The 19587-nt window shown below is 70.8% G+C and carries 16 protein-coding genes; 12 read left to right on the top strand and 4 right to left on the bottom strand.

All coding sequences use genetic code 11. The annotated features are described in order from the left end of the window. Positions 1–67 precede the first annotated feature (67 nt). From E6C76_RS17315 to lgt, 4 genes are all read left to right on the top strand, one after another. Positions 68–1213 carry an efflux RND transporter periplasmic adaptor subunit gene (locus E6C76_RS17315; protein WP_136349496.1) on the top strand — a complete coding sequence of 382 codons (1146 nt, stop codon included), beginning with the start codon at positions 68–70 and terminating at the stop codon, positions 1211–1213. Beyond that, the gene (locus E6C76_RS17310; RefSeq protein ID WP_136349495.1) at positions 1210–4296 is read left to right on the top strand and encodes an efflux RND transporter permease subunit; all 3087 of its coding nucleotides are present in this window, start codon (positions 1210–1212) and stop codon (positions 4294–4296) included. The genes E6C76_RS17315 and E6C76_RS17310 overlap by 4 nt, the downstream gene beginning before the upstream one ends. A gap of 91 nt (positions 4297–4387) precedes the next feature. Continuing rightward, complete coding sequence (locus E6C76_RS17305; RefSeq protein ID WP_136349494.1) at positions 4388–5068, top strand: YceH family protein; 681 nt, start codon at positions 4388–4390, stop codon at positions 5066–5068. Between the two features lie 22 nt (positions 5069–5090). Continuing rightward, a complete protein-coding gene (gene lgt / locus E6C76_RS17300; RefSeq protein WP_136349493.1) occupies positions 5091–5879 on the top strand; it encodes a prolipoprotein diacylglyceryl transferase in 789 nt (262 codons plus the stop codon). Between the two features lie 37 nt (positions 5880–5916). Here the strand turns inward: lgt and E6C76_RS17295 are convergent, their stop codons facing one another. The 3 genes from E6C76_RS17295 to E6C76_RS17285 all read right to left on the bottom strand — a co-directional run bounded on the left by E6C76_RS17295 (position 5917) and on the right by E6C76_RS17285 (position 8813). Then, positions 5917–6360, bottom strand: a complete 444-nt coding sequence (locus E6C76_RS17295; RefSeq protein ID WP_136349492.1) for a helix-turn-helix domain-containing protein — start codon at positions 6358–6360, stop codon at positions 5917–5919. A 132-nt stretch (positions 6361–6492) separates the two neighbouring features. Further along, on the bottom strand, positions 6493–7101 hold the full coding sequence (locus E6C76_RS17290; RefSeq protein WP_211090262.1) for a response regulator: 609 nt from the start codon (positions 7099–7101) through the stop codon (positions 6493–6495). Positions 7102–7109: 8 nt separating this feature from the next. Further along, entirely contained in the window at positions 7110–8813 is a 1704-nt protein-coding gene (locus E6C76_RS17285; protein ID WP_136349490.1) for a PAS domain-containing sensor histidine kinase, read from the bottom strand. Between the two features lie 161 nt (positions 8814–8974). Between E6C76_RS17285 and E6C76_RS17280 the strand changes: the two genes are divergently transcribed. The 4 genes from E6C76_RS17280 (at position 8975) to E6C76_RS17265 (ending at position 14567) form a co-directional block, all read left to right on the top strand. Beyond that, entirely contained in the window at positions 8975–10354 is a 1380-nt protein-coding gene (locus tag E6C76_RS17280) for a malonyl-CoA decarboxylase (protein ID WP_136349489.1), read from the top strand. 117 nt (positions 10355–10471) lie between these two features. Next, the gene (locus tag E6C76_RS17275) at positions 10472–12916 is read left to right on the top strand and encodes an EAL domain-containing protein (RefSeq protein ID WP_211090261.1); all 2445 of its coding nucleotides are present in this window, start codon (positions 10472–10474) and stop codon (positions 12914–12916) included. Next, positions 12913–14142 (top strand): hypothetical protein, encoded by a 1230-nt coding sequence (locus tag E6C76_RS17270; RefSeq protein WP_136349488.1) that lies wholly within the window; start codon positions 12913–12915, stop codon positions 14140–14142. Before E6C76_RS17275 ends, E6C76_RS17270 begins: the two co-directional genes overlap by 4 nt. Then, complete coding sequence (locus tag E6C76_RS17265) at positions 14142–14567, top strand: hypothetical protein (RefSeq protein WP_136349487.1); 426 nt, start codon at positions 14142–14144, stop codon at positions 14565–14567. Before E6C76_RS17270 ends, E6C76_RS17265 begins: the two co-directional genes overlap by 1 nt. A gap of 56 nt (positions 14568–14623) precedes the next feature. On the opposite strand, the gene E6C76_RS17260 is transcribed toward E6C76_RS17265, so the two are convergent. Next, positions 14624–15241, bottom strand: a complete 618-nt coding sequence (locus E6C76_RS17260) for a trimeric intracellular cation channel family protein (protein WP_230976305.1) — start codon at positions 15239–15241, stop codon at positions 14624–14626. Positions 15242–15408: 167 nt separating this feature from the next. Between E6C76_RS17260 and E6C76_RS17255 the strand changes: the two genes are divergently transcribed. The 4 genes from E6C76_RS17255 to E6C76_RS17240 all read left to right on the top strand — a co-directional run bounded on the left by E6C76_RS17255 (position 15409) and on the right by E6C76_RS17240 (position 19518). Continuing rightward, entirely contained in the window at positions 15409–16380 is a 972-nt protein-coding gene (locus E6C76_RS17255; protein ID WP_136349485.1) for an NAD(P)H-dependent flavin oxidoreductase, read from the top strand. Between the two features lie 61 nt (positions 16381–16441). Further along, positions 16442–17320 carry a branched-chain amino acid ABC transporter permease gene (locus tag E6C76_RS17250; protein ID WP_136349668.1) on the top strand — a complete coding sequence of 293 codons (879 nt, stop codon included), beginning with the start codon at positions 16442–16444 and terminating at the stop codon, positions 17318–17320. After that, positions 17320–18261 carry a branched-chain amino acid ABC transporter permease gene (locus E6C76_RS17245; protein ID WP_136349484.1) on the top strand — a complete coding sequence of 314 codons (942 nt, stop codon included), beginning with the start codon at positions 17320–17322 and terminating at the stop codon, positions 18259–18261. Before E6C76_RS17250 ends, E6C76_RS17245 begins: the two co-directional genes overlap by 1 nt. Positions 18262–18357: 96 nt before the next feature. Then, positions 18358–19518: an ABC transporter substrate-binding protein gene (locus E6C76_RS17240; RefSeq protein WP_136349483.1), complete on the top strand. Its 1161-nt coding sequence runs from the start codon at positions 18358–18360 to the stop codon at positions 19516–19518. Positions 19519–19587 lie beyond the last annotated feature (69 nt).

The following is a 19587-nucleotide window of genomic DNA, read 5'->3' as shown; positions in this document are numbered from 1 at the left end:
GGCTCCTCCGGGCTTCCCCTTGCGCGACGGCGGTCGCACACCCGTGCCCCGACCTTTTTCCGACACGATGAAAGCCGCTCACATCCTCCTGACCGCAGCATTGCTCGCCGCGGGGCTGGTATTCGTACTGCGTCCGGCGCCGCCGGCCCAGGCCGCCGACCCCGATCCCGCGGCGGAAACGCTGCGCCCGGCACTCACCGTCACGGTGGTGCAGCCTCTCGCCCAGCGTCTGCCCGTCACCCTGCCCGCCAACGGCGACGTGGCCGCCTGGCAGGAGGCCGAAATCGGCGCCGACGTGGGCGGGCTGCGGCTCACCGAGGTACGTGCCGACGTGGGCGACCGCGTGCGCGCCGGGCAGGTGCTGGCGGTGTTCGACGACGAAACCGTGCGCACCGACGTGGCGCGCGCGCGGGCCGCGCAGGCCGAAGCCCAGGCCGCGCTGGCGGAAGCGCGCGACAACGCCGCCCGCGCCCGCGCGCTGCGCGACAGCGGCGCGCTGGCGCAGCAGCAGATCAGCGCCATGCTGAGTGCCGAACAGAGCGCCGAGGCGCGCCTGCAAGCCGCCCAGGCCACATTGGCGGCCGAGGAACTGCGCCTGCGCCGCACCCGCGTGCTGGCGCCGGACGACGGGGTGATTTCCACGCGCACGGCCAGCGTGGGCGCGGTGGCGGGCGTGGGCGGCGAACTGTTCCGCCTGCTGCGCCAGGGCCGCCTGGAATGGCGCGCCGAACTCACCGCCGCCGACGCCCCGCGCCTGCGCCCCGGCATGGCGGCACGCGTGTCCACCGCCGACGGCCAAGCGGTAAAAGGACGCATCCGCCTGGTCGCCCCGGTGGTCGATGCGCGCACGCGCAACGCCCTGGTCTATGTCGATCTGCCCGCGCTGGCCGCTGAAACACCCGTAGCGCCCGCCGCGCTGCTGCCCGGCATGTTCGCGCGCGGCGAGTTCCTGCTCGGCGAGCAGGACGCGCTGACCGTGCCGCAGCAGGCCGTGGTGGTGCGCGACGGCTTCAGCCACGTGTTCGTGGTCGGCGACGGGTCGCGCGTACGCATGCTGCGCGTGCATCCCGGCGCACGCGACGGCGACCGCGTGGCGATTCTCGACGGCCTGCCGGCCGATGCCCGCGTGGTCGAGCGCGGCGGTGCCTTCCTCAACGACGGCGACCTGGTGCGCGTGGTCGCGCCGCCCGCCGCGGCGACACCCGCGCCATGAACTTCTCCGCCTGGTCGATCCGCAATCCGCTGGCCGCAGCCATGCTGTTCGTGCTGCTCACGCTGGCCGGGCTGTTCTCCTTCCACCTGATGAAGGTGCAGAACTTCCCGGACATGGACCTGCCCATCGTGGTGGTCACCGCCAGCCTGCCGGGCGCCTCGCCGGGGCAGCTGGAAAGCGACGTGGCGCGCAAGATCGAGAACGCCATCGCCACCACCCAGGGGCTCAAGCACATCACCTCCACGCTGGTCGATGGCACGGCCACCATCGCCGCCGAATTCCGCCTGGAAAAACCCGTGCAGGAAGCGGTGGACGACGTGCGCTCGGCGGTCAGCAGCGTGCGCGCCGACCTGCCCGCCGACCTGCGCGATCCCATCGTCAACAAGCTGGAACTGTCCTCCCAGCCCATCCAGGCCTACGCCATCGCCTCGCCGGAGATGGACGACGAGGCGCTCTCGTGGTTCGTCGACGACACGCTGACCCGCCGCCTGCTGGCCGTGCCCGGCGTGGGCGCGGTGACCCGCGTGGGCGGCGTCACCCGCGAGGTGCGCGTGGCGCTCGACCCGCTGCGCCTGCAGGCGCTGGGCGTGAGCGCGGCGGAAGTCTCCCAGCGCCTGCGCCAGGTGCAGATGGAAAGTGCCGGCGGCCGCGCCGACCTGGGCGGCGCCGAACAGCCCATGCGCACGCTGGGCACGGTGGGCGAGGCTGCCGAGATCGGCGCGCTGCAGCTCACCCTGAACGACGGCCGCCGCGTGCGCATCGACCAGATCGCCACGGTGCGCGACACCGTGGCCGAGGTGCGCGCGGCGGCGCTGCTCGACGGCAGGCCGGTGATCGGCTTCGAAATCTCGCGCAGCCGGGGCGCCAGCGAAATCGAGGTGGGCGAAGGCGTGGCCCGCGCGCTGCAGGCCCTGCAACGCGAACATCCCGATCTGCAACTCACCCAGACCTTCGACTTCGTCGACATCGCCCAGGACGAATACGACGGCTCCATGCGCCTGCTCTACGAGGGCGCGCTGCTCGCCGTGGTGGTGGTCTGGCTGTTCCTGCGCGACTGGCGGGCCACCATCGTCTCCGCCACGGCCCTGCCCCTGTCGGTCATCCCGGCTTTCATCGGCATGTACCTGCTGGGCTTCTCGATCAACATCATCACCCTGCTGGCCCTGTCGCTGGTCATCGGCATCCTGGTGGACGACGCCATCGTCGAGGTGGAGAACATCGTCCGCCACCTGCGCATGGGCAAGCCGCCCTACCAGGCCGCCATGGAAGCGGCCGACGAGATCGGCCTGGCGGTGATCGCCACCACCTTCACGCTGATCGCGGTGTTCCTGCCCACCGCCTTCATGAGCGGCATCGCCGGGCGCTTCTTCAAGCAGTTCGGCTGGACGGCCTCGCTGGCGGTGTTCGCCTCGCTGGTGGTGGCACGCATGCTCACCCCGATGATGGCCGCCTACCTGCTCAAGCCCATGGTCGCGCCGGACCGCGAGCCGCGCTGGCTGGAAGCCTACATGCGCATGTCGGCCTGGTGCCTGCGCCACCGGCGCGCCACGCTGGTGGCCGCGCTGCTGTTCTTCGCCGGCTCGCTGGCGCTGATCCCGCTGCTGCCGTCCGGCTTCATCCCCGCCGACGACAATGCGCAGACGCAGATCCAGCTCGAACTGCCGCCCGGCAGCCGCCTGCAGGACACCCTGGCGATGGCCGAACTGGCCCGCCAGCGCGCCATGGCGGTGGGCCACGTCGAGCGCATCTACACCGCCATCGGCGGCGGCAGCGCGGGCAGCGACCCGTTCGCCGGCAGCGCCACCGCCGAACCGCGCCGCGCCACCCTCACCCTGCGCTTCGGCGCGCGCGGCGAACGCCCGCTCAAGCAGGAACTGGAACAGCGCCTGCGCGAGTCCATGGCCGACCTGCCCGGCCTGCGCGTCAAGGTCGGCCTGGGCGGCTCCAACGACAAGTACATCCTCGCCCTGGCCAGCGACGACCCGCAGGCCCTGGCCGACGCCGCGCGCGCCGTGGAGCGCGACCTGCGCACCATCCCCGGCATCGGCAACGTCAGCTCCAACGCCAGCCTGATCCGCCCGGAAATCGCCGTGCGCCCGGACTTCGCGCGCGCCGCCGACCTGGGCGTGAGCACCGCCGCCATCGCCGACACCCTGCGCGTGGCCACCGTGGGCGACTACGACCAGTACCTGCCCAAGCTCAACCTGCCGCGCCGCCAGGTACCCATCGTGGTCCGCCTGGACGACGCCGCGCGCGAGGACCTCGCGGTGCTCGAACGCCTGACCGTGCCGGGCAGCCGCGGCCCGGTGCGCCTGGGCGAGGTGGCCGCCCTGGAGATGGCCGGCGGCCCGGCGGTGATCAGCCGCTACGACCGCGCGCGCAACGTCAACTTCGAGATCGAACTGGGCCGGCGCGGCTTGGGCGAGGTCACCGCGGCGGTGCGCGAACTGCCCGCCATCGCCGGCCTGCCGCCCGGCGTGCGGCCCATCGACGTGGGCGACGCCGAGGTCATGGGCGAACTGTTCGCCAGCTTCGGCCTGGCCATGCTGGCCGGCGTGGTGAGCATCTACGTGGTGCTGGTGCTGCTGTTCAAGGACCTGCTGCACCCGGTGACCATCCTTGCCGCGCTGCCGCTGTCGCTGGGCGGCGCCTTCGTCGGCCTGCTGCTCACCGGCAAGAGCTTTTCCATGCCCTCGCTGATCGGCCTGATCATGCTGATGGGCATCGCCACCAAGAACTCCATCCTGCTGGTGGAATACGCCATCGTCGCACGCCGCGAGCACGGCATGGGCCGCCTGGAGGCGCTGCTCGACGCCTGCCACAAGCGCGCCCGGCCGATCATCATGACCACGCTGGCGATGAGCGCCGGCATGATGCCGGTGGCGCTCGCCCTGGGCGGTGCCGACATGAGCTTCCGCTCGCCGATGGCGGTGGCGGTGATCGGCGGGCTGATGACCTCCACCGTGCTCAGCCTGCTGGTGGTGCCGGCGGTGTTCACCTACGTCGACGATTTCGCCCAGTGGCTGCAACGCCTGTTCGGCCGCGCCAAGGCGGACGGCGGCAAGCGCCAGCCGGCCAACTGAGCGCCGGCCCGCACGCCCCAAGGCGGGGGCCGGCGGCGCGCTGCGCTATCATGCCGGCTTCCCACCTTCCGCCGTTTCCGCGCCCCACGCCATGCACGACGCCGATTCCTCCACCACCGACGCGGCCTTCGACCTCGACCCCATCGAACTGCGCGTGCTCGGCGTGCTGATCGAAAAGAGCTTCATCACCCCGGACAACTACCCCCTGTCAGTCAATGCGCTGCTCGGCGGCTGCAACCAGCTCACCGGCCGCGAGCCGGTCATGGAACTGGGCGAGGAAGCCGTGCAGGGCGCGCTCGACAGCCTGCTGGCCCGCCGGCTGGTATCGCGCCGCGACCAGGCCGGCGCGCGCGTGGCCAAGTACGAGCACCTGATCCGTCTGCGCCACTCGCTGCCGCCCGCCGAACAGGCCGTGCTGGCCACCCTGCTGCTGCGCGGCGCGCAGACCGCCGGTGAGGTGCGCAGCCGCTGCGAGCGCATGCACCGCTTCGGCGACATCGCCGAGGTGGAGGCCGTGCTGGAACATCTGGCGGAAAAATATCCGCCCATGGCCGTGGCCCTGCCGCGCGCGCCGGGCACCAAGGAAACGCGCTGGGCCCATCTGCTGGGCGGCGAGCCGGTGCTGAGCGCGCTGGCTTCCGAAGGCGCGGCCGACCCCGCGCCCGCCGCGCGCGGACGCCTGGCCGAACTGGAGGACGAGGTGCGCCGCCTGCGCCAGGAGATCGACTGGCTGCGCGGCGAGTTCGACAAGTTCCGCGCCCAGTTCGACTGATCCCCGCAGCCAGGAAACCACCATGCTCGTCCATCCGCAGTTCGACCCGGTCGCCATTTCCCTCGGTCCGCTCTCCGTGCATTGGTACGGGCTGATGTACCTGCTGGCCTTTGGGCTGTTCATGCTGCTCGGCCGCCTGCACGCACGCCGCCGCCCGGAACTGGGGTGGACGCCGGTGCAGATCGACGATCTGCTGCTCTACGGCGTGCTCGGCGTGGTGATCGGCGGGCGCTTGGGCGAGGTGCTGTTCTTCGAGCCGGCGTACTACTTCGCCCATCCGCTGGAAATCCCGGCGATCTGGAAGGGCGGCATGAGCTTTCACGGCGGCTTCCTCGGCGTGCTGGCGGCCATGTGGCTGTACGGCCGCCGGCATGGCAAGGGCTTCTGGCAGGTCACCGACTTCATCGCCCCGCTGGTGCCCACCGGGCTGGCCGCCGGGCGCATCGGCAACTTCATCAACGGCGAGCTGTGGGGCCGCCCGGCGAGCACCGATCTGCCCTGGGCGATGGTGTTTCCGTGGGTGGATGAACTGCCCCGCCACCCCTCGCAACTGTATCAGGCGGCGGGCGAAGGCCTGCTGCTGTTCATCGTACTGTGGTGGTTCTCCGCCAGCCCGCGCCCGCTGCGCGCGGTATCCGGCGCCTTCCTGCTGGGCTACGGGCTGCTGCGCTTCGGCGCGGAGTTCTTCCGCACGCCGGATCCGGGCATCTTCGGCACGCTGACGCTGGGGCTGTCCACCGCGCAGTGGCTGTGCGTGCCGATGATGGTCGTGGGGGTGTGGCTGCTGGCGGTGTCCCGCACGCGCGCCTGAACGGCGCTGCAGCGGACGACGCGGACCCGCGCCCTGCTCAGCGGAAGCGCGCGGGCACGCTCTCGCGGTCGATGACCAGGGCTTCCAGACAGGCCTGCAGATCGTCGGACGTGACCACCGCGTCGGCACCCAGCGCGCGCGCGGCGCGCGCCGGCATGGAATCCTGCGCGGGCACCACCGAGACGATGCGCGCGTAGGGCGCGACCCGCTTAAGCAGGCCGACGAAGCGCGCCGGCTGCGACACCGAAACCCGCCAGTCGAGCACGGTGACATCCGGGGTGAGCAGGAAGAACAGCTGCATGGCGCGGCTTTCGCTGTCGGTCCAGCCGGCCAGTTCGATATCCGGGGTGTTCGCCAGGAAGGCTTCCAGACGCTCGCAGCGCACGTCGGTGGGCGAAGCGAGCAGCACGCGCAGGGCGCCGCTGCCGTCGATCGACGGGGCGGCGGCGGAAAGCGAAGCGGCACCGGGAGCAGGGAACATGACGGACAGGACCTTGGACGATGTCTGAATGATGCCCGAATCATCAGCCGTTTGGCATCAGGAAATCCCTGATTCCGGTCAAGCGCTCCGTAATTTGCGGAAAAAAATATTTGCTGCGGCGTGACTTTTTTCTCACTCTTCGGGCGATATCAGTCCGATGCGAATGGCGTGCCGGGTCAGTCCGGCCACGTCGTGGATATCCAGGCGCTGCATGATCTGCGCGCGATGGGTTTCCACGGTCTTCACGCTGATTTCCAGGCGTTCGGCGATTTCGCGGGTACCCAGCCCCTCGGCGATCAGGCGCAGGATCTGGCGCTGGCGCGGGGTGAGCAGATCGGCCCCGGCGCGCGCGCGCTGCGATGCCAGGCGCGGGGAAAGGTAATGCCCGCCGGCCGCCACGGCATGCAATGCGCTTTCCAGTTCCTCGGGGGCGGAGTCCTTGACCAGGTAGCCGACCGCGCCGGCCTGCAGGGCCTCGCCGACGTAGTAGTCCGAGGCATGCATGGACAGCACCAGGATCGCACACGCGGGACGCACGGCATGCACCCGCGCGATGGCCTGCATGCCGCCGGCGCGCGGCATGGACAGATCCATCAGGATGATCTGCGGGTCGAGCTCCACGGCGCGCACCACCACCTCGTCGCCGTCCGCCGCCTCGCCGACCACTTCGAAGCTGTCCAGCGCGCCGATCAATGCGCGCAGCCCACCGCGCACCAGCGCGTGGTCGTCGGCGATCAGCACGCGCCGCTTCAACCCGCCGCCCCGCTGCGGCCGGTCGCCGGCAGGCGGGCCAGCACGTACGTGCCGCGCCCCGGCGCGGAGCCGAGCTCGAACGAACCGCCGGCCAGTTCGGCGCGCTCGCGCATGCCGGCCAACCCCAGGTGGGCGCCCGGCGCACGGCCGCCCCCGGGGTCGAAGCCGTGTCCGTCATCCTCGATGCGCAGGGTCAACACGCCGTCGGTCAGTTGGAGGCTGACACCGATGCGCGCGGGCTGGGCATGGCGCAGGGCGTTGTTGACCGATTCCTGCACGATGCGGAAGGCCGCCGTCTCGGCCGGTTCGTCCAGCCGCCCGATGCCTTCCACGCCGCTCAGCACGATCTTCACCCCGGTGCGCTCGGCCTGTCCCTGGCAGTACCAGGCCAGCGCCGGCCCGAGGCCGAGGTCATCGAGCATGGACGGGCGCAGGTCCAGCGCGCGGTCGCGGATACGCCGGATGGTGGTTTCCATGATGCCCATGCAGTCGTCCAGGCGGGCGCGCGAGCCATCGCCGGACGCTTCATGGGCCAATGCGTGCAGATTGAACTGCACGGCGGCGAGCTGCTGGCCGATCTCGTCGTGCAGTTCGCGCGCCAGCCGGCCGCGCTCTTCCTCCTGGATCTGCATCAGCCGCGCGGACAACTCGGACAGGCGCCGATGGCTGTCCGCCAGCGCGCGTTCGCCGCCGTCGCGCGCGGAGATGTCGATGGCCATGGCGATCAACTGGGTGACCTCCCCGTTGGCATCGCGGATCGGCGTGTTGAACCATTCGCACAGGATGCGCCGGCCGTCGCGGGTAATGTTTTCATTGACGTTGTGGGCATCGAAGTTGCCCGCGCGCAGGCGCTCCAGCACCACCTCGGTCTGCGCCCGGGCGCTGTCCGGGATGAGGGTGTCGAACACGCTGCGCCCCGCCAGTTCCTCGCTGCTGTAGCCGAAGATCTGCTGGAAGGCCGGGTTGCATTCGACGACCTTCCAGTCGGTGTCGGTGATCACGCAGCCGATCGGCATGCGCTCCAGGTACAGGCGCGCGCGCGCCTCGCTCTCGGCGATGCGGCGGAAGCTTTCGACCTGCTCGTGGATGTCCAGATAGGTGCCGATCACCCGCAGCGGACGGCCCTGCGGGTCGCGCTCGATGACCTCTCCGGCCGAGCGGAACCAGCGATAGCTGCCGTCGGCCATGCGCATGCGGTACTCGCTGGCGTACTCGCGCGTGCGCCCCTCCAGGTAATTGCGGAAACGCGCGCGCGCCAGTTCCCGGTCTTCCGGATGCAGGCGCTCCACCCAGGCGCCGACCGTTTCGCGGAACGTCTCCGGCGCATGGCCCAGCATGCGCGCCACCGCCTCGCTGGTATCGACGGCCCCGTGCCCGATCCGGTAGTCCCACAACCCCAGGCGGGTCGCGTGCAAGGCGACGCGGAAAGCCGCCTCGCGGTCGGCCAGGCGCTGCTGCAGCGACCACAGCGAGGCAAAACCGTAGCGGATCATCGCCCACACCAGCAAGGTGGTCGAGAACACGAAAAACAGCCCTTTCCAGGTCTGCATCTCGGTGAGCTGGACGGGGTCGCGCAGCCACACCGCCAGCAAGCGGTCGGAATAGATGATCCAGCCGGTGGACAACGCAGCGTAGATCAGCGCGATGGAGAGCGCCAGACGCCCGGGCGGGGCGCTGGCGCGCAGGCTGCGGTAGGGCATGGCGGGCGCCTGGGCGAGGAGGAGTGGTCCGCTTACGCGTACGGCAATCTTACTCACCTTTCCCACACGCCGCACATAGAGGCGGCGGGGCCCATGAAAAGATCGTAGACAGGCTCTTACCCGGGCTACTATCCGCTCACCCGACAGAACGAGGAGACAAAATGCCCACAGGATTGGTATCGCGCGGCCTGTCCAAGGTCCGCGCCATGGTCAGCGGCGCCACGGCAAAAAAGACCGAACCTTCCGAACAGACGCTCGAACGCATCCGCCAGCAATTGCGCGAATGCGCCGAGGGGCGCGGCGGCGAGGTATCCACGCGGCAGCGCGCCGCGCGCCTGGCGGAAACCTATCTGCGCCTGGACGACGCCGGCCGGCACGCCTTCCTGCGCATCATCGCGCTCGAGTTCGGTCCCGACCCCAAACGCGTCGCCAAGGCCCACGAGGCCTACCAGGATGCCGTGGGCGGCGAGCGCCAGTGGGACGCCGAGGCCCAGCTGCGTGCGGCCATGCGCTCGTCGCGCATCCGCATCCTGACCCAGTTCAATGCCATTCCGCAGGGGGTGAAATTCCTCGTCGACCTGCGCACCGACCTGCTGCGCTTTCTCACCAGTGACAAGGAACTCAAGCCGCTCGACCGCGAGCTGGAAGCACGCCTGAGCGCATGGTTCGACGTCGGCTTCCTCGAACTCCAGCGCATCACCTGGCACTCGCCCGCCGCACTGCTGGAAAAGCTGGTCGAGTACGAGGCCGTGCACGAGATCCGCTCCTGGACCGACCTGAAGAACCGTCTCGATTCCGACCGCCGCTGCTACGCCTTCTTCCACCCGCGCATGCCGCTCGAACCGCTGATCTTCGTGGAAGTGGCACTGGTCGAGGAACTCGCCGACAACGTGCAGAAGCTGCTCGACGAACATGCCCCGGTGCTCGACTCGGCGCACGCGCGCACCGCCATCTTCTACTCGATCAGCAGCACCCAGGACGGCCTGCGCGGCGTGTCCTTCGGCAATTTCCTGCTCAAGCGCGTGGTGGAGGACCTGCGCCGCGACTTCCCCAGACTCGACACCTTCGCCACCCTGTCGCCGATTCCCGGCCTGGCGCGCTGGGCACGCCGCCATCCGGCGGAGATCGCCGCCGCGTTCACCGCCACCGACTGGAAGCGCCTGGCCGCCGCCGGCGTGGCAGACGCGGAATCGCCCCGCCTGCGCGCCTTCCTCGACAGCCAGCCCGGCTGGCAGGACGATCCCGCGCTCGCCCGCGCGCTGCGCGACCCGCTGCTGCGCCTGGCCGCACGCTATCTGCTCGAAGCCCGCCGCGACGGCCGCGCCGCCGATCCGGTGGCGCGCTTCCACCTGGGCAACGGCGCGCGCGTGGAACGTTTGAACTGGATGGCCGACATTTCTCACAAGGGGCTGGAGCAATCCTGGGGCATGATGGTCAATTATCTGTACGACCCGGATCGCATCGAAACCAATCTGGAGGCCTTCGCCTGCGACGGCAAGGTCGATGCCGCCAGCGCGGTCAGACGACAGGCCCGGCGCTGACCCGGCAAGCAGAACGGCATATCGATTCATCAACCCGAAGTAAGAAATTCACTTACAATTCGGCGAAAGGCCCACCACTTCTGCATCTCCGCCTGCGCCCCGACCCGGAAGAACGACTTGCCGCTGCCTTTCAAGCCCAGTTCGATCCGCATCCGTCTGCTGCTCGCCAGCACCGTGGTCCAGGTCGTACTGCTCACCCTGCTGCTGGCCAACAGCGTGCGGCTGATGGACGAAGCCGCCCATGCCAGCCTGCGCACGCTGGTGGAACAGAATGCCGCCATGCTGCACGCCGTGGCCGCCACCACGCAGAGCGCCCACGGCGGCTACGCAGGCTTGCAGGACGTGCTCGGGGAACTGCTCGACGATGCCGGCGAGGGCCTGGTCTACGTGCGCATCGCCCGCCCGGACGGCCGGCTGCTGGTCAGCGCCGGCCTGCCCGCGATGGACCGCACGCCGCCGCCCCACCGCTGGGGCGATGGCCGCCTCGAAGCCATGCCGCGCGACGGCCTGATCCACGTGCGCAGGCCGCTGCTGCTCGACCGCAACGAGGTCGGCTACCTGCAGTTCGGCGTTTCGGTCTCCACGCTCACCGCCGCCCGCCAGGCCATCCTCGAACAGGGCGCGGCCATCGCCCTGGCCGAGATCGCCCTCACCTGCGTACTGCTCTCGCTGATCGGCTATCTGCTCACCCGCAAGCTCGGCCGGCTGCTGGCCGGCAGCCAAGCGCTCGCCGAAGGCCATCTGGACCATCGTCTGCCGGAAGAGGGCCACGACGAACTGTCCAGCCTGTCGCGCCACTTCAACCGCATGGCCGACCGCCTGCAGGACCGCATCGAAGCACTGGAGTACACCGCCACCCGCCTGCAAGCCAGCGAGGAACGCTACGCGCTGGCCGTGCATGGCGCCAACGACGGCGTGTGGGACTGGGACATCGCCGCCGGTACGCTGTACCTGTCACCGCGTTGCTTCGAGATCGCCGGACGCGACGCCACCACCACCCAGGCGGCGCCCGGCGACATCGCCGCCAGCCTGCATCCCGATGACTCGGCGCGTTTCCTCGCCGAACTGCGCGAGCACCTCAAGGGCGAGAGCACCCAGTTCATGCTCGAACACCGCATCCGCCTGCCGGACGGCGCTTACCGCTGGGTGCTCACCCGAGGCGTGGCGCGGCGCGACACCGACGGCCGCGCCTTCCGCATGGCCGGTTCGCTGGCCGACGTGCATACGCGCCGGCAGGCTCAGCAGCGCCTGCAGCACGACGCGCTGCACGACCCGCTCACCGGCCTGCCCAACCGCGCGCTGTTCGTCGAGCATCTCAACAGCGCGCTCGGCCGCCAGCGCTACAGCGACAAGCTGCGTTTCGCCGTGCTCACCGTCAACCTGGAGCGCTTCCGCCTGATCAACGACAGCTTCGGCCACTTCGCCGGGGACGAACTGCTGCGCCGCGTCGCGGAACGCATCGGCGAACACCTGCGCGCCGGCGACGTGGCCGCGCGCATCGGCGGCGACCTGTTCGCCGTGCTGCTCAACGGTGTATCCGCCGCCGACGAAGCCGGCCGCATCGCCGCGGAACTGCGCGATGCGCTGGCCCGCCCGGCCACCGTGGCCGGGCACGCGGTGTACCCCAAGACGCGCATCGGCGTGGCGCTCTCCAAGGATTACCACGACGATGCCGAAGCCATGCTGCGCGACGCCGACAACGCCCTGCACCGCGCGCGGCGCGGGGGCGACGGCACGGTGGTGGTGTTCGAACCCGGCATGCACACCCAGACCCTGCACGCCCTGCGCCTGGAGGCCGACCTGCGCGGCGCGCTGACCCGCCGCGCCCTGGCGGTGTACTACCAGCCCATCGTCGCCCTGGACGACCGGCGCGTCACCAGCCTGGAAGCCCTGGTGCGCTGGCCGCACCCGCAGCACGGCGTACTCGGCCCGCTGGCCTTCGTGCCACTGGCCGAAACCCTCGGGCTGATCCACGAGATCGGCATGCAGGTGCTCGAACGCGCCTGCGCGGACCTCGCTGCCTGGCGCCACCGGCTCGGCGCCGGACAGGTTCCGCCGGTCAGCATCAACCTCTCCGCCCGCCAGTTCCTCGAGCCCGACCTGCCCAAGCTGGTGCTCGACTGCATCCAGCGCCACGGCCTGCCCACCGAGGCCGTGCGCGTGGAAGTCACCGAAAGCGCCGCGGCCGCGGCCGACGGCCCCGCGCCGGCCATGCTCGCGCGCATCCGGCGCGCCGGCATCCGCGTGCTGATCGACGACTTCGGCACCGGCTACTCGGCGCTCAGCTATCTGCACACCATTCCCTGCGACACGGTCAAACTGGACGGTTCCTTCGTGCGCAACCTGGCCGGCGACGCCCGCCTGGGCGCCATCGTCCGGCGCAGCATCGAACTGGCCCACGACCTGGGCATGAGCGTGGTCGCCGAATGCATCGAGACCACCGAACAGGAAGAACTGCTGCGCGCGATGGGCTGCGACTTCGGCCAGGGCTATCTGTACGACCGCCCGCTCGACGGCGAGGCCGCCTTCGCCCTGCTCGCCGCCGGGGAGACCGTACGATGAGCGCGACGCGCGTGCTGGCCGTCCTCGCCGGCGCATTGGCGCTGGCGTTTGCCGCCCTCCCTGCCGGGGCACAGGACGAAGGCGGCGCCACCGGTCTGCATCTGTCCGGCTTCGCCACGCTGGGCGCCACGGCCGTCGACCGCAGCGACCTGTGGTTCTACCGCTCCGGCTTCAACAAACCCGGCAAGAGGCGCGTCGATTTCGGCAACGACACCCTGGCGGGCGTGCAGGGCAGCCTGCGCCTGGGCAAGGCGGGCGACCTGACCGTGCAGGCGATGACCCACGAATCCCCGCTGGGCTCCTACGACCCACGCATCACCTGGGCATTCTGGCGCTTCGCCCCCACCCCCACGCTGAGCGCGCGCATCGGCCGCCTGCGCGCGCCTTTCTTCATGCTGTCCGACTCGCTCTACGTCAACTACGCCCACCCGTGGGTACGTCCGCCGCAGGAGGTCTACAGCCTCAACCCGTTCAGCGATCTGGACGGCTTCGATCTGCTCTGGCAGGTGCCACTCGGCAGGCTCGATCTGGAAATCAAGCCCTACTACGGCACCGGCCGGATCGATCTGCTCGATGAAGGCAAGGCCCGCATGCGCCGGATTCGCGGCCTCAACCTGGCCCTGGTCGGGGAACACTTCAGCCTGCACGCCGGCCATGGCGAGGGGCGCCTGCAGCTACGCTGGAACGACCCCGCCTACCACCAGCTGGTCGGCGCGCTGAATCTCGCCGGCGGTGCCGCCGCGGCCCTGCCCGCAAGACTGTCCGGCAAGCAGGGGCACGCCGGCTTCAGTTCGGCCGGCTTCCAGTGGGACGACGGCCGGAACATGCTGATCGGCGAGTTCGTCTACCGGCGCGCCGACCGCTACGTCAACAGCGCGCACGCCTGGTACCTCACCGCCGGCAGGCGTTTCGGCGCCTTCACGCCCTACCTCACCCTGGCCCGCCAGCGCCAGGAGCGCCCGGTGGCACGCGCCGACGGCCTGCCCGCACCGCTGGCCGCCGCGGTGGAGGCCTTCGCCGCTTCACGCAACGACGCCCAGCGCAGCCTCGCCGTCGGCACGCGCTGGGATTTCGCGCGCGACACCGCGTTCAAGGTGGAATGGAGCCGCGCACGCGTCGATCGGGGCGCCTGGGGATCGTACTTTCCGAATTCCGCCACGCCCGGCACCACGCCGGACGGGCGCACGGTGCACCTGCTCAGCCTGTCGCTGGACGTGGTGTTCTGATGCCCCGCCCACTGCACCCCCTGCTGGCCGCGTGCGCCCTGCTGCTGTGGGTGGCCGGTGTTCGCGCGGAGTTCGTGCTGATCGGCCACGCGGACAATCCCCTGCCGGCGCTGTCGCGCGAGCAGGCCGAGCAACTCTACCTGGGCCGCCGCGACGCGCTGCCGGACGGGCGCACGGCGATGCTGGTGGACCTGCCCCCGGGCAATCTGCGCGACCGCTTCTACCTGCTGCTCACCGGCAAGAATCCCGCGCAGATCCGCGCCTGGTGGTCACGCCAGGTGTTCTCCGGGCGCGCGCTGCCACCGCGCGAGGCCGGCAGCGTCAGCGAAGCGCGCCAGTGGGTGGCGGCCAATCCGGCGGCCATCGGCTACCTGCCGGCCGACGCGGCCACCGACGGCCTGAAGATCCTGCTGCGCCTGCCCTGAAACGGGTTCCCTGCTTGCGGGACGAAACGCGGCCGGGCCGCCGCGCCACCGCCAGCTCAGGGCCGTGCGGTAAACACCGGCAGGCGCCAGCGGAAACGGATCGCCGCCAGGCGCAGCACCAGCACCAGCGCGGCGGCGGCCAGCGCCGACCAGCCGGGGGACACGCCCCCGCCCACCAACCCGACCAGCAGCAGCGCGCCCAGCCAGGACGCGGTGGCGTACAGCTCGCCGGTGAACACCAGCGGCACCTCGTTGCACAGCACGTCGCGCACGATGCCGCCGAACACCCCGGTGATCACCCCCATCATGCTGGCCACCAGCCACGGCGCATCCATCGCCAGCGCGGCCTGCGTGCCGCTCACGGTGAACAGCGCCAGCCCCACTGCATCGGGCAGCAGGAACAGGCGCGGCGGCAGGCGCACCACGCGCACCAGGGCGAAGGTCACCAGGCCGGCCAGCACGGCGGTGAGCAGGTAGATCTGGTCGGCGATCCAGAACACCGTGCGGTCGAGCAGCACGTCGCGCAGGCTGCCGCCGCCCAAGGCGGCGGCCAGGGCGACCACCACCATGCCGAACAGGTCGAAGGGCTTGCGTCCGGCTTCCAGCACGCCGGCGGCGGCATTGACCGCCACGCCGCCCAGCGCCATGGCGTAGATGAGGGTTTCGATGGACATGGCGCGGGAGCATAGCATCGCCCGCGCGGGTCCGGCCATGGCCGCCGACCCGGTGGAAATCGGCCCGCCCGGCGCAATTCAAACGGTCGTTTGACATGACTGCCCGGCGTGCTAGAGTCCGTCCGAGGAAGGCCGCCCACGAGCCTCCGCCATCCAGAGGAGACAGCATGTCCGTACCGAACGTATTCCGCGGCGCCCTGCGGGTGCCGGTGATCGCCGCGCCGATGTTCCTGGTGTCCGGCCCCGATCTGGTCATCGAGGCCTGCAAGGCCGGCGTGGCCGGCACCTTGCCCTCGCTCAACGCCCGCCCGGCCGCGCAGTTCGGCGAATGGCTGACGCGCATCGACCGTGAGCTGGCCGAGCACCGCGCCGCCCATCCCGGCGCGCCGGTGGCGCCCTACGGCATCAACCTCATCCTGCACCCGAGCAACACCCGCCTGCCCGAAGACCTCGCGCTGATCGTCGAGCACCGCGTGCCCTTCGTGATCACCAGCCTCGGCCATCCCGGCGAGGTGGTGAAGGCCGTGCACGCCTATGGCGGGCTGGTGTTCTCCGACATCATCCATGCCTACCACGCGCGCAAGGCCGCGGCCGCCGGGGTGGACGGCATCATCGCCGTGGCCGGCGGTGCGGGCGGGCATGCCGGCACGCAGAGCCCGTTCAGCCTGATCCGCGAGATCCGCGAATTCTGGGACGGCGCCCTGGTGCTCGCCGGCGCCATCTCCGACGGCGCCAGCGTGCGCGCCGCCGAGACCATGGGCGCGGATTTCGCCTACATGGGCACGCGCTTCATCGCCACGCGCGAGTCCATGGCGCAGGACGACTACAAGCGCATGCTGGTCGATAGCGGGCCGGGCGACGTGGTATATACCGACGCCATCTCCGGCACCAACGCCAACTTTCTGTGGCCCAGCCTGGAGCGTGCCGGTTTCGACCGCGAGCAGCTCGGCGTGAACTTCGGCAAGGGCAAGCTGCACGGCATCGCCGACGAGGCGCGCGCCTGGCGCGATGTATGGAGCGCCGGCCACGGCGTGGCCACCATCCACGACGTCGTGCCGGTGGCCGAACTGGTCGACCGCCTGGCCGCCGAATACCGCAGCGCCTGCGCGCTGCCCCCCAGCCCGGCACTGGCCACCTGAGCAGACACCTGAACGGGGCGGGGGCGCCGCCCGGCGGCCGGATCGGCTATCCTTGCGCCCCATGCTCACCTTCCTGCAGGTTCTCACCAGCGGCATCGCCATCGGCTGCGTCTATGGGCTGGTGGCGCTGTCCTTCGTGCTGATCTACAAGGCCACCGAAACAATCAGCTTCATGCAGGGCGACCTACTGATGCTGGGCGCCTTCACGGTGCTGGCGCTCAACGCCGGCGTGGGTCTGCCGCTGTGGCTGGCCATTGCGCTCGGCCTCGGCCTGATGGTCGGCCTTGGCGCCGGGCTGGAGCGCAGCGTGCTGCGCCGCGCACTCGGCCAACCGCATCTCACCGCTGTGCTGCTCACCTTCGGCCTTGGCCTGATGATGCGCGGCGCGCTCACCGCCGTACCCGCCGCCAGCCACTCCATGCACCGCCTCGGCCAGCCCGCCGATGAAGCGCTGCGCCTCGGCGGACTGGCACTGGCGCCCGCGCACCTGATGGTGATCGGCGCAACCTTGCTGGTGGCCGGCGCGCTCGCCCTGTTCTTCCGCCATACACGCCTCGGCCTGGCGCTGCGCGCCTGCTCCGAGGATCCGCGCGCCGCCGCGCTCAGCGGCGTGCCGGTGGCCGCCATGCACACCCTGGCCTGGGCGCTCGGCGCCGGGCTGGCGGCCTTCGCCGGGCTGCTGCTGGCGCCGATCACCTTCATCCATCTGAACATGGGGCTGATCGCCCTGAAGGCCTTCCCCGCCGCCGTACTGGGCGGCATGAGCAGCCTGTCCGGCGCGCTGGCCGCCGGTGTGTTCCTGGGCGTGGTCGAAGCGCTCGCCGGGCTGGCCCTGCCCGAAGGCGCCAAGGACATGGTGCCCTACCTGCTGCTGATGGGTGCGCTGCTGCTGTTCCCCAACGGCCTGGGCAGCGCGGCCGGGCGGGAGCGCGCGCGGTAATGCGTACGCCGTTGCGCTGGGTGGCCTGGAGCGCGCTGGCCCTCGCCGCGCTGGGGGTACTGGCGGCAATGGGGCCGGATTACGCGCTCGGCCAGCTCGCCTTCGTTGCCACCTTCGCCATCGCCGGACTGGGCGTGGTGCTGATCGTCGGCCAAGCCGGGCAGATCTCGCTGGGCCAGGGTGCGCTGATGGCCTTGGGCGCCTACGCCCAGTGCCTGCTCGTGCGCCTGGGCGTGCCGGCGCCGCTGGCCCTGCCCTTCGCCATGGCGCTGGGCGCCGGCGGCGGCTGGCTGGCCAGTCTGCCGGCACGCCGGCTGGGCGGGCTGTACTTCGCCATGAGCACGCTGGCCTTCGCGCTGATCATCGAGGAACTGCTGGTACGCGCGGACGGGCTGACCGGGGGCGCAGCCGGGCTGGCAGTGCCGGCCTTCGCGGTCGGCCCGCTGGCGGCGGACAGCGCCGCGCGCGAGGCGCTGGTCAGCCTGCTCGTGCTTGCGCTGGCCTGGCTGGCCTGCCGACACTGGGTGGATTCCGCGCTCGGGCGCGCCTGGCGGGCCATCCGCGCCGACGAGGCGGCGGCCCAGTCCTGCGCGATCGACCCCGCCCGCGCGAAAACCTCCGCCTTCGTCGCCGGTGGCGCGCTGTCCGGCCTGGCCGGCGGGCTGTACGCCCACTGGATCGGCTTCCTGACCCCCGAGCAGTTCGGCCTGATGCTGTCCTTCGAACTACTCATGCTGGCCTTCATCGGCGGCGCGCGGCACCTGGCCGGCGCGCTGTGGGGTGCGCTGGTCATCGTCGCCATTCCGCAGCTCATCGCGCTCGCCCGCGATCTGCTGCCCGACGCGCTGGCCAGCACCGCGGGCCTGGAAGCCCTGCTGTTCGGCGGCGTGCTGGTGGCGGTGGTGCTGTGGCGGCCGCAGGGCATCGCCGGACAGCGCTGATGCCGGCGCGGGGTTGCGCAAAGCGTGCCGCCAGCCATACTTTATGAAGTATTTGGTGCTACGCCTTCAGTGGTAGCCATGCGTTCGAGGTTTTCCATGCTCCACTCCCGCATCCTCCTGGCCGCCGCGTTCGCCCTGCTGCCGCTCGCCGCCGGCGCCGAAACCCCCGGCGTGAGCCACGACGAGATCACCGTCGGCAGCATCCAGGATCTCTCCGGGCCGATCGCCATGCTCGGCGCACCGGTGCGCGACGGCATGCTGATGCGCTTCGAGGAGGCCAACGCCAGCGGCGGCGTGCATGGCCGCCGTCTGCGCCTGGTCGTCGAGGACGCCGGCTACGATCCCAAGCGCGCGGTACTGGCCGCGCGCAAATTGATCCAGCGCGACCGCGTGTTCGCCTTCCTGTCCAACATGGGCACCCCGGTGGTCATGGCCAGCATGCCGATGATCGTGGAGGCCGGCCGCCCGCACCTGTTCCCGTTCTCGCCGCACGAAGCCACCTACCTGCCGCTGCACCCGCTGAAATTCCAGATCTACGCGCCATATCAGGACTACATGGCGGCGGCCACCGATTACATGGTGAAGACCCACGAGTATTCGCGCACCTGCCTGCTCTACCAGGACGACGATTACGGCCTGGAAGTGATGAAGGGCGTGGAGGCCGGGCTGGCGCGGCAAGGCAGGCGACTCACCGAACGCACCAGCTACAAGCGCGGCGCCACCGACTTTTCCAGCCAGATCGCGCGCCTGCGCGCGGCCGGTTGCGACCTGGTGGTGCTCGCCACCGTGGTACGCGAGACCGTGGCGGCGATGACCGAGGCACGCAAGCTGGGCTGGGAGGTGGACATGCTGGTCACCGCGTCCGGCTACTCGGCGCAGACCCACGCGCTCGGCGGCCCGGCGGTGGAGGGCCTGTACGGCGTGTCGGTGCTGCCCCACCCCTACGCCGAGGGCGCCACGCCCGAACTGGCGGCCTGGGTGGCGCGCTACCGCGAACGCTTCGGCGCCGCGCCCAACGTATGGAGCGTGATGGGCTACACCGCCGCCGACCTGCTGGTGCAGGCCGCGCAGGCCGCCGGCCCGGAACTCACCGTGGAAGGCTTCCGCGTCGCCCTGGAAAACCTGCAGATCCGGCCGGACATCTTCGGCGGGCCGGTTTACCGCTTCAGTGCCGACGACCACCTGGGCAACCGCAGCGGCCGTCTGGCGCAGATCCGCAACGGGCGCTGGCAACTGATTTCCGACTATCTGCACTGAGGGCCGCCGGCACGACGCGCCCGCTTTTCCTCACGCGGCGGGCGTGCAACACTAGCACCCCGTTCCCCG

It is taken from the genome of Pseudothauera nasutitermitis (assembly GCF_004801295.1).
Classification (GTDB): Bacteria; Pseudomonadota; Gammaproteobacteria; order Burkholderiales; family Rhodocyclaceae; genus Pseudothauera; species Pseudothauera nasutitermitis.
This window is presented reverse-complemented; position numbering and strand designations above follow the sequence as displayed.

Bases quoted from the DNA above. Each gene is read 5' to 3' on its own strand.
- E6C76_RS17315 (WP_136349496.1), top strand. From the start codon at position 68: ATGAAAGCCGCTCACATCCTCCTGACCGCAGCATTGCTCGCCGCGGGG.
- E6C76_RS17310 (WP_136349495.1), top strand. From the start codon at position 1,210: ATGAACTTCTCCGCCTGGTCGATCCGCAATCCGCTGGCCGCAGCCATG.
- E6C76_RS17305 (WP_136349494.1), top strand. From the start codon at position 4,388: ATGCACGACGCCGATTCCTCCACCACCGACGCGGCCTTCGACCTCGAC.
- lgt (WP_136349493.1), top strand. From the start codon at position 5,091: ATGCTCGTCCATCCGCAGTTCGACCCGGTCGCCATTTCCCTCGGTCCG.
- E6C76_RS17295 (WP_136349492.1), bottom strand. From the start codon at position 6,360: ATGTTCCCTGCTCCCGGTGCCGCTTCGCTTTCCGCCGCCGCCCCGTCG.
- E6C76_RS17285 (WP_136349490.1), bottom strand. From the start codon at position 8,813: ATGCCCTACCGCAGCCTGCGCGCCAGCGCCCCGCCCGGGCGTCTGGCG.
- E6C76_RS17280 (WP_136349489.1), top strand. From the start codon at position 8,975: ATGCCCACAGGATTGGTATCGCGCGGCCTGTCCAAGGTCCGCGCCATG.
- E6C76_RS17270 (WP_136349488.1), top strand. From the start codon at position 12,913: ATGAGCGCGACGCGCGTGCTGGCCGTCCTCGCCGGCGCATTGGCGCTG.
- E6C76_RS17265 (WP_136349487.1), top strand. From the start codon at position 14,142: ATGCCCCGCCCACTGCACCCCCTGCTGGCCGCGTGCGCCCTGCTGCTG.
- E6C76_RS17260 (WP_230976305.1), bottom strand. From the start codon at position 15,241: ATGTCCATCGAAACCCTCATCTACGCCATGGCGCTGGGCGGCGTGGCG.
- E6C76_RS17255 (WP_136349485.1), top strand. From the start codon at position 15,409: ATGTCCGTACCGAACGTATTCCGCGGCGCCCTGCGGGTGCCGGTGATC.
- E6C76_RS17250 (WP_136349668.1), top strand. From the start codon at position 16,442: ATGCTCACCTTCCTGCAGGTTCTCACCAGCGGCATCGCCATCGGCTGC.
- E6C76_RS17245 (WP_136349484.1), top strand. From the start codon at position 17,320: ATGCGTACGCCGTTGCGCTGGGTGGCCTGGAGCGCGCTGGCCCTCGCC.
- E6C76_RS17240 (WP_136349483.1), top strand. From the start codon at position 18,358: ATGCTCCACTCCCGCATCCTCCTGGCCGCCGCGTTCGCCCTGCTGCCG.